The following is a 7,462-nucleotide window of genomic DNA, read 5'->3' on the forward strand; positions in this document are numbered from 1 at the left end:
ATGGAAGGAAAGTATATGTTGCTTTAACACTGTAAAGCAACATATGCTTTCCTTAACGGTTAAAAAAGCAAGGGAATTCCTAATTTTAGGGACTCCCTTGCTTTTTCATTCCGGTTATTTAAGCAGCGCTGTAAATACGGAATCATCGAGCGCCTTAGCTTTTTGCAGGTCATATGTTTTTTCAAAGGTCGGGTCTTGTGTAATTTTCGCTCCCCAAAACATGCTGTCGAAGACGCCTGTGACATCCACTTCGATTTTAGAGAGCGGCATCGCCACCCCATCCATTTTTTCTTCCAGAATGCTGGACGTACCCACGATAGAGTGTACCGTTCCGAGCCCAATGATGCACAAAGTAACACGGGGGTTCGCCTTAATATTCGTTACGATCCGTGAAGAATTCGTGACAGAAAAGCGAATTTTGCTTTCGGAAAACGCTTTTACCCAGGAGATAGCTGAAATTCCGGGTGTATTTGTATCCGCATCCACTGTACTTAGCAGGACAAGCGATTCCTTATTTAACAGTTCCATTTGTTCACTCGTTAAAACTGTAGGGATTGATTGATCCTTGACCATCATATGCACTCCTTTATTTCTACTATTTCCCTCTATTTTACCCTTATTTCTTGTAAATCTCTACCGTAGTATGATTGATGAAGTCTCCGCTCTTTCCCCCTGTCTTTGAAACAAGATAGGTTGGACCGATGATCATCTCTTTATCCATCGCCTTGCACATATCATAAATGGTAAGTCCGGCAGCCGAGGCGGCAGTTAGCGCCTCCATCTCCACTCCGGTCAGCCCCTTCGTTTTTACGGTAACTTCAATATACAGCATATCCTTCCCATTGTCGGAGAATTGAATGTCAACGCCCGTAAGCGCCAGCGGGTGGCACATTGGAATGATGTCCGATGTTTTTTTCGCCGCCATAATCCCGGCAACCTGAGCAACCGCCAGTACATCTCCTTTGCTAACTTTTCCTTCTTTAATCCGGGCAAGTGTCTCCGGCTCCATTGTTATGCGGCTGTGAACCACCGCCTGTCGATGGGTCTCAGACTTATGGGTAATGTCAACCATCGTCGCCCGCTGTTGTTGATTAAAGTGAGTCAGTGCATCGTCCATCGATTATCCTCCTATTTGCGACATGCGGCGAACAGTCGGGGTATGGGATTGCGTTTCCTGGCTTAACGCCTTAGCCATTTCATGATTTTCCGGCTTCGCATCCAGCACACGCATAAATAAATCCTGGATCAACGCCTCATTGCCTATTAACGGGCGCACGTTCCATTCATCGTCCCAGTATAAACACGGCTTAATGTTGCCGTCCGCAGTCAGGCGCAGGCGGTTGCAGTTATCACAGAAGTGCTCGCTCACAGGGTGAATCAGCCCAAATGTCCCGCCAGCCCCCGGAATGCGGAAATTCTCTGCCGGACCGTTTCCATATACATGTTCCGCTTTTTCATAGGTTAACCCCATAGATTCAACTGTATTAAAAATGGTTTGCAGCGGAACATATCTCTCCCGCCACCCGTTATCATCATGGCCGATAGGCATATATTCAATGAAGCGGATTTGCAGCGGTTTTTCTATCGAGAGCCGAATAAAATCTGCGATCTCATCATCATTTATTCCCTTCATGAGGACAACATTTAATTTAATCGGTTGAAAGCCAGCGCGCACGGCCGCGTTTAAACCGCGCAGCACGCGGGATAAATCGCCGCCTCTTGTAATCATGGCGAAACGGTCCGCTTGTAATGAATCCAGGCTGATATTTATTCGCGTCACACCGGCTTCTTTCAATAATTCAGCTTTCTTTTCCAGATACATCCCGTTGGTGGTCAGTGCAATATCTTCTATGCCTTCAACAGCAGACAGCATGCGGATAAGTTTTTCAATTTCTTTGCGGACCAGCGGTTCTCCACCGGTCAATCGCAGCTTACGTACCCCGATTTTAGCTATTGCTGATACAACTTCCGTTATTTCTTCGTACGTCAGGATACGATCGGACGGTTCGAATTCCATGCCTTCTTCCGGCATACAATATACGCAGCGCAGGTTGCAGCGGTCCGTTACGGAAATACGCAGATAATCATGGATTCGGCCATATTTGTCAATGAGTTTCTTCATCAGTCCGCACCCTTTCTATACTGATAATTATTTTCAAAGTATACCACAATTTTCACGGTTTGATTGTGACAAACTGCACACCGAAGTTGGCCCATTCTGTCAAACGTAAGAAAACTGCGCTACAATAGAATAAGGACAACGTTACAGTTAGGAGAGTTTGGTAAAATGGACACACGCTATTCAAGGCAGATTTTATTTACGCCTATCGGCCAAGACGGGCAATCCCGCCTGGGCAAAAGCCGCGTAGCCATTGTGGGCATGGGTGCGCTCGGAACCGTGCTCGCCAATCATATGGTACGGTCAGGCATAGGTTACGTGCGGTTAATTGATCGGGATTTTGTCGAACCGAGCAACCTTCAACGCCAAATGTTATACGATGAAAACGACGCGACTGCACACCTTCCGAAGGCAATCGCCGCTTATGAGAAACTAAAGATGATTAATAGTGAAGTGGAGATTGAACCGGTGATTGCGGATGTAATCCCGGCAAATGCAGACGCATTATTACACGACGTCGATCTGATCCTTGATGGAACAGATAATTTTCAAATTCGTTTTCTGATAAATGATGTGGCGGTAAAGCATAGCATTCCCTGGGTGTATGGAGGGGCTGTTGCGGCCAAAGGAATGTTTGCAGCTATCATCCCCCATAAAACCCCCTGCCTGCGCTGCCTGTTTCCGAATCCTCCGGCCGCCGGAGGAGAAACGTGCGATACAACAGGCGTAATCGGACCTGTCATTCACATTGTTGCATCGTATCAGGCCGCTGAGGGATTAAAGATTTTACTTCAGGACGAAAAGCATCGCAACCCGAACCTGGAGCACTTTGAAATCTGGCGAAACCTTCATACCCAGATGAAGATTAGCGCGGGAAAAAATCCGAAATGCCCGGCCTGCGGCAGGGGAAAATATGAGTTTCTTTCCTACACCGGCGAAGAAGACTCCGTTGCTGCCATGTGCGGGCGAAACAGCGTCCAGATTACTCCTGTGAAGGATACACAGCTGGATTTAGACCAATTAGCCGGGCGATTTAGTCCTCTGGGAAAAGTAGAACGCAATAAATTCTTGCTGCGCTTTCAAACAGGAGACCACACCCTTGTCGTTTTCCCGAACGGGCGTGTCGTCGTTCAAGGAACAGACGACCCTGCAGTTGCTCGTACACTTTATGCGCGGTACATCGGCACGTAGCGGTCGGTGCCAATTGAAATCGTCCGTTTTTATTTTTTGTCCAGTCTTTCCTTTACAAGGACGCAGCGACTGTCCATGTGATGCCAAAAAGGGAGACGTCTTTCTGCCCGATTGTCTCCATCATTGAGTTTCCCGGATGTTTCGGGCAGGTCTCCCTTTTTTTCGAAACACGGACAGTCTAGGCTTCCTTGTAAGGGAAGACCTCGCAAAAAATAAAAATGGTCCATTCCATTGCACGCCGTCTCTTAGGTTTTACTTTCGTTTATCTCATGGGTTGTAGAATAAACTTAGTAAAATGCAAAAAGTAAGGCGGCGCAAACTGTAAAAGGGCTGGCACTCGACTCGAATGCCTGCCCTCTCTTTTACTGGAACTCCCGAAGCACCTCAATGCCATGGTGCTGCATGAATAGGCGCCACGACCATTGGCTGTTCTCTTCCTTGCTCTGGTAAAAACTTTCTTCCATTGACTTCTTTATATCGACGATTTTTTCTTTGTTTAAAAGAGCATATGGCCCGAGAAAGCAATGGATGAATCCAACCTTCACTACACGGGCAAACAAATACTGCCCTACAATAAATTCCCGCCGCACAAACTCGTCCCTCTTCAGAGTGACATCTATGGTTTGTTCACTCCACAAATCGACCAGGCGATAACCTTCTTTCCATTCTTCTTCCACTTTGTATACAGATGGGTAAGCGGCCATCCAGTAAGCTGCGAGATGCAATTCTTCTTCGGAAAGTTTTGGGTGGTGCTCTAGAAGATACTTCTCGATGATACGTTCCCCTTTAATGTTCTGGTATTCTAAAAGAAACCACATCCCATATTGAGCTTCCCAGAATGGAAGCAGGAGCGCTTCGGAAGATAATTGTATACGATTCCGGAAGAGGTGCTTCGCGCGCACTTTCTCCCTAAGGTTTAAAGTCTGGCAGCCGTGTTCGCGTAAATCGTTTAAAAGCTTCTGGCATAAGCCGTCATAATGCCGCTGTTTGGAATGTCGCTCAGCAAGGAAATCGACAAGGATGGACATACTCTGTTCTTTTTGCACAGTAATTCCTCTCCTTCCTTGACACGTTTATCTTTTATTATACCACCCATCTTTTTTAATGTCATAACCTACAATCGGGTATCGCTTAAAAACAGTTCTTCGTATTCATTATGCGTAAGAAATACGTCACGGGGCTTACTTCCTGATTGTCCGGAAATAAAGCCACGTTCGGTCATCATATCGATTAGGCGTGCAGCCCGATTATACCCGATATGAAAATTGCGCTGGAGGGATGAAGCAGAAGCCTGCCCGTTTTCAATACAAAACAGGACGGCTTCAGCAAACAGTTCATCGGAATTTTCCATCGTAAGGGCCTGATTTAAATCTTCTTTCTCAAACAGATAGTTCGGCTCGCCCTGGTTTCTTACATACTCTGTAACAGCCTCAATTTCTTCGTCCGATACAAAAGGGCCCTGCAAACGAACCGGTTTTGAACTTCCACTTGCCAGATAAAGCATATCTCCCCGGCCTAACAGGCGCTCGGCCCCATTCACATCCAGAATTGTCCGCGAATCCGTTTGAGAGGAAACAGAGAACGCAACGCGGGTAGGTATGTTTGCTTTAATCAATCCCGTGATAACATCCACAGACGGGCGCTGCGTGGCAACCAGAAGATGAATGCCGCAGGCGCGGGCCTTTTGAGCGATACGGCAAATTGATTCCTCTACATCCTGAGGCGCTACCATCATCAGGTCGGCCAGCTCATCTATGATAATGACAATGCTCGGTAATATATACTCCTTCACATCAGGAAAGCTTCGTCTCATCAGCTCGTTATAACGTACGATATCGCGCGCCCCTGCCTCGGCAAACTTCTCATAGCGCCTGTCCATCTCGGTTACGGCCCATTTCAGTGCCGCTGTTGCCTGTTTTGCATCCGTAACGACCGGTGCCACCAGATGCGGCAATCGGTTGTAGGGGGCAAGTTCCACCATTTTCGGGTCAATCAAAAGCAGGCGAACCTGTTCAGGCGTCGCTTTATAGAGGAGGCTAACAATAATGGAGTTAATACAGACGCTTTTTCCGGATCCGGTGGCTCCCGCGATTAGCCCGTGGGGCATTTTTGATAAATCGGTCACGATAGGCTCTCCGCCAATATCCACACCGAGCGCAACCGCCAACGGAGACGGGTGCCGCAGAAACGTCTCCGATTCAAAAATTCCCCGCAGGAATACAGGCATACTTTCTTCATTTGGTACTTCTATGCCGATCGCTGACCTGCCGGGAATTGGCGCCTCAATCCTAATATCCTTCGCAGCCAGACTCAGTTTAATATCATCGATCAGATTCGTGATTTTATTGACTTTAACCCCGGGTGCCGGCTGTATTTCATAGCGTGTCACCGTCGGGCCTTGAATGGCACCTATTACTTCGGCACTTACGTTAAAGTTCTGTAAAGTAGCCGCCAACACGTCCTGCTGGTGGGTGACATACTCAGCCTCTTCTTTTTTTATCGCGGGTGCCATTTGCAGCAGCGAGGTAGGCGGCTTGCGAAATAGACTATAACTGTCACTCTCGGGCGGGTTACCTGAACGGATGGGAGGATAAACAGGAAACGCAGCTGCGCTTTCTTTTCTCTGCCTCATCTGAAGTTCATCAAGGGTGGACTCTGCGTTCTCTGTCGCCACCTCAGCCACTGGATAAACCAGCATTTTGACAGGCGGCTTGTCCTCCACCTCCCCAACGGCTATTATCTGCATATGTTTCGTTTCCGGGAAACCGTTCGTTTCAGGCAACTTCTTACGTTCCACCAAATTTTCCGTTTCCGTTAAATTTTTCGCTTCCTGCAACGTTTCAGCTTCCTGCAACGTTTCAGCTTCCGGCACACTTTCCGCATCCCGCAATGTTTCAGGTTCAGGCACGTTTTCTACTTTCATCACGGTTTCACGTTGTGATAAATTTTCAACTTTCGGTAGGGTTCCAGCTTCCGGTCTTTTATATCCATATATCGGCGAAATGATTTCAGAAGGGCGGAACGGCCGCTTTCCTTCTTTACGTATACCCGTTTTCACAGCAGACGGTGTATTTTTCTCTCCAGATCTCGGGTGGGATTGCCCGCTATCTTTGAATAACGGTTTTACATCTTGGTTGTTATGCACTCTATTTACCGGAGGTGGTTGACGGTAACCCGGTTCACGTTCCGGTGTTTCTGTTCTTGTATGCGGTCCGCTACGCACAGATCTGGTTTGTTCGTCAGGAATTAATGGAAAGCGAAAAGATGAATCTGTTCGCTCAGTGTGTACCCGCGATGCAGGAACATCCCGCTTTAGCATAAGAACAGATTCTTCTTGATCCATATCATGTAATTTTTCATTTTTCTTGGGATAAATTGTTGCCGTGCGAATCTTTAAATTACGCTGAATAACCGGAGAGACGGTTTCCTCCGAATTTTCCTCATATTCATACGCCATTTCATCATCTTTTTGCAACCAGCGCTTCAGTCGCTCAAATAGCTGCTTCACTATGTAAACTCCTTTCATCGAATCCGAGACGTTCTCTATTTATTTATTCTATCATGTATATCAACCGATTGGTTTACTTTTTGTGCTATTTAAAAACGCTATCGACAAGTAGAGTCGATAGCGTTAAACATTTTATGTACGCGTACAGATAAGCATAAGTATGGCGGAGGGAGCAGGATTCGAACCCGCGTGGGCTTGCACCCTAACGGTTTTCAAGACCGCCCCGTTATGACCACTTCGGTATCCCTCCACGAACAGTACAATTGGTAGCGGCGGAGGGGATCGAACCCCCGACCTTACGGGTATGTACAATGAACCCATAAGGTGAGACACAAGGAGGCGATAAATAAGTTATACTGAGGACATGGAGAAACGAAATCGATATACGGCAGAATTTAAGACGAAGGTCGTACTGGAAGTGCTGAGGGAAGAGCAGACGGTGAATGAAATTGCCGGGAAGTATGAAATCAGTCCGGTGATGTTGAGCCGGTGGAAAGGAGAATTTTTGGAGCGAGCCTCCATGGTGTTCGGACGGGAAAGCAAGGCAGCTGAAAAGATGAAAAGGAGCTATGAGGAGAAGCAGGAACAATTGGAGAAGCTGGTCGGCCAACTGACGCTGGAAGTCAATTGGCTCAAAAAAAAAT

At 47.1% G+C, this 7,462-nt stretch carries 7 protein-coding genes and 1 tRNA gene; 2 read left to right on the forward strand and 6 right to left on the reverse strand.

Features of this window, described 5'->3' with window-relative positions; genetic code table 11:
- Positions 1–114 precede the first annotated feature (114 nt).
- From H525_RS0114890 to moaA, 3 genes are read right to left on the reverse strand one after another with little or no spacing between them, the layout of a single operon-like run.
- A complete protein-coding gene (locus H525_RS0114890) occupies positions 115–576 on the reverse strand; it encodes a pyridoxamine 5'-phosphate oxidase family protein (protein WP_245590493.1) in 462 nt (153 codons plus the stop codon).
- Between the two features lie 40 nt (positions 577–616).
- A complete protein-coding gene (moaC, locus tag H525_RS0114895) occupies positions 617–1,117 on the reverse strand; it encodes a cyclic pyranopterin monophosphate synthase MoaC (RefSeq protein WP_027416846.1) in 501 nt (166 codons plus the stop codon).
- A 3-nt stretch (positions 1,118–1,120) separates the two neighbouring features.
- Positions 1,121–2,122, reverse strand: a complete 1,002-nt coding sequence (gene moaA, locus H525_RS0114900) for a GTP 3',8-cyclase MoaA (protein ID WP_035101436.1) — start codon at positions 2,120–2,122, stop codon at positions 1,121–1,123.
- 165 nt (positions 2,123–2,287) lie between these two features.
- Here moaA and H525_RS0114905 point away from each other — a divergent pair, with 165 nt between their 5' ends.
- Complete coding sequence (locus H525_RS0114905; RefSeq protein ID WP_027416848.1) at positions 2,288–3,310, forward strand: ThiF family adenylyltransferase; 1,023 nt, start codon at positions 2,288–2,290, stop codon at positions 3,308–3,310.
- A gap of 362 nt (positions 3,311–3,672) precedes the next feature.
- Here the strand turns inward: H525_RS0114905 and H525_RS0114910 are convergent, their stop codons facing one another.
- The 3 genes from H525_RS0114910 to H525_RS0114920 form a co-directional block, all read right to left on the reverse strand.
- On the reverse strand, positions 3,673–4,356 hold the full coding sequence (locus H525_RS0114910; protein ID WP_027416849.1) for a hypothetical protein: 684 nt from the start codon (positions 4,354–4,356) through the stop codon (positions 3,673–3,675).
- Between the two features lie 68 nt (positions 4,357–4,424).
- A complete protein-coding gene (locus H525_RS29040) occupies positions 4,425–6,818 on the reverse strand; it encodes a DNA translocase FtsK (RefSeq protein WP_051331070.1) in 2,394 nt (797 codons plus the stop codon).
- Positions 6,819–6,979: 161 nt separating this feature from the next.
- Positions 6,980–7,068, reverse strand: a tRNA-Ser gene (locus tag H525_RS0114920).
- A 114-nt stretch (positions 7,069–7,182) separates the two neighbouring features.
- Here H525_RS0114920 and H525_RS0114925 point away from each other — a divergent pair.
- On the forward strand, positions 7,183–7,462 hold a 280-nt coding region (locus tag H525_RS0114925; RefSeq protein WP_027416850.1), incomplete at its 3' end, for a transposase.

The organism is Aneurinibacillus terranovensis DSM 18919 (assembly GCF_000430625.1).
In the GTDB taxonomy this organism is placed as follows: Bacteria; Bacillota; Bacilli; order Aneurinibacillales; family Aneurinibacillaceae; genus Aneurinibacillus_B; species Aneurinibacillus_B terranovensis.

Excerpts from the sequence above, each read along its gene's own strand:
- moaA (WP_035101436.1), bottom strand. The coding sequence starts at position 2,122 with ATGAAGAAACTCATTGACAAATATGGCCGAATCCATGATTATCTGCGT.
- H525_RS0114890 (WP_245590493.1), bottom strand. The coding sequence starts at position 576 with ATGATGGTCAAGGATCAATCAATCCCTACAGTTTTAACGAGTGAACAA.
- H525_RS0114905 (WP_027416848.1), top strand. The coding sequence starts at position 2,288 with ATGGACACACGCTATTCAAGGCAGATTTTATTTACGCCTATCGGCCAA.
- moaC (WP_027416846.1), bottom strand. The coding sequence starts at position 1,117 with ATGGACGATGCACTGACTCACTTTAATCAACAACAGCGGGCGACGATG.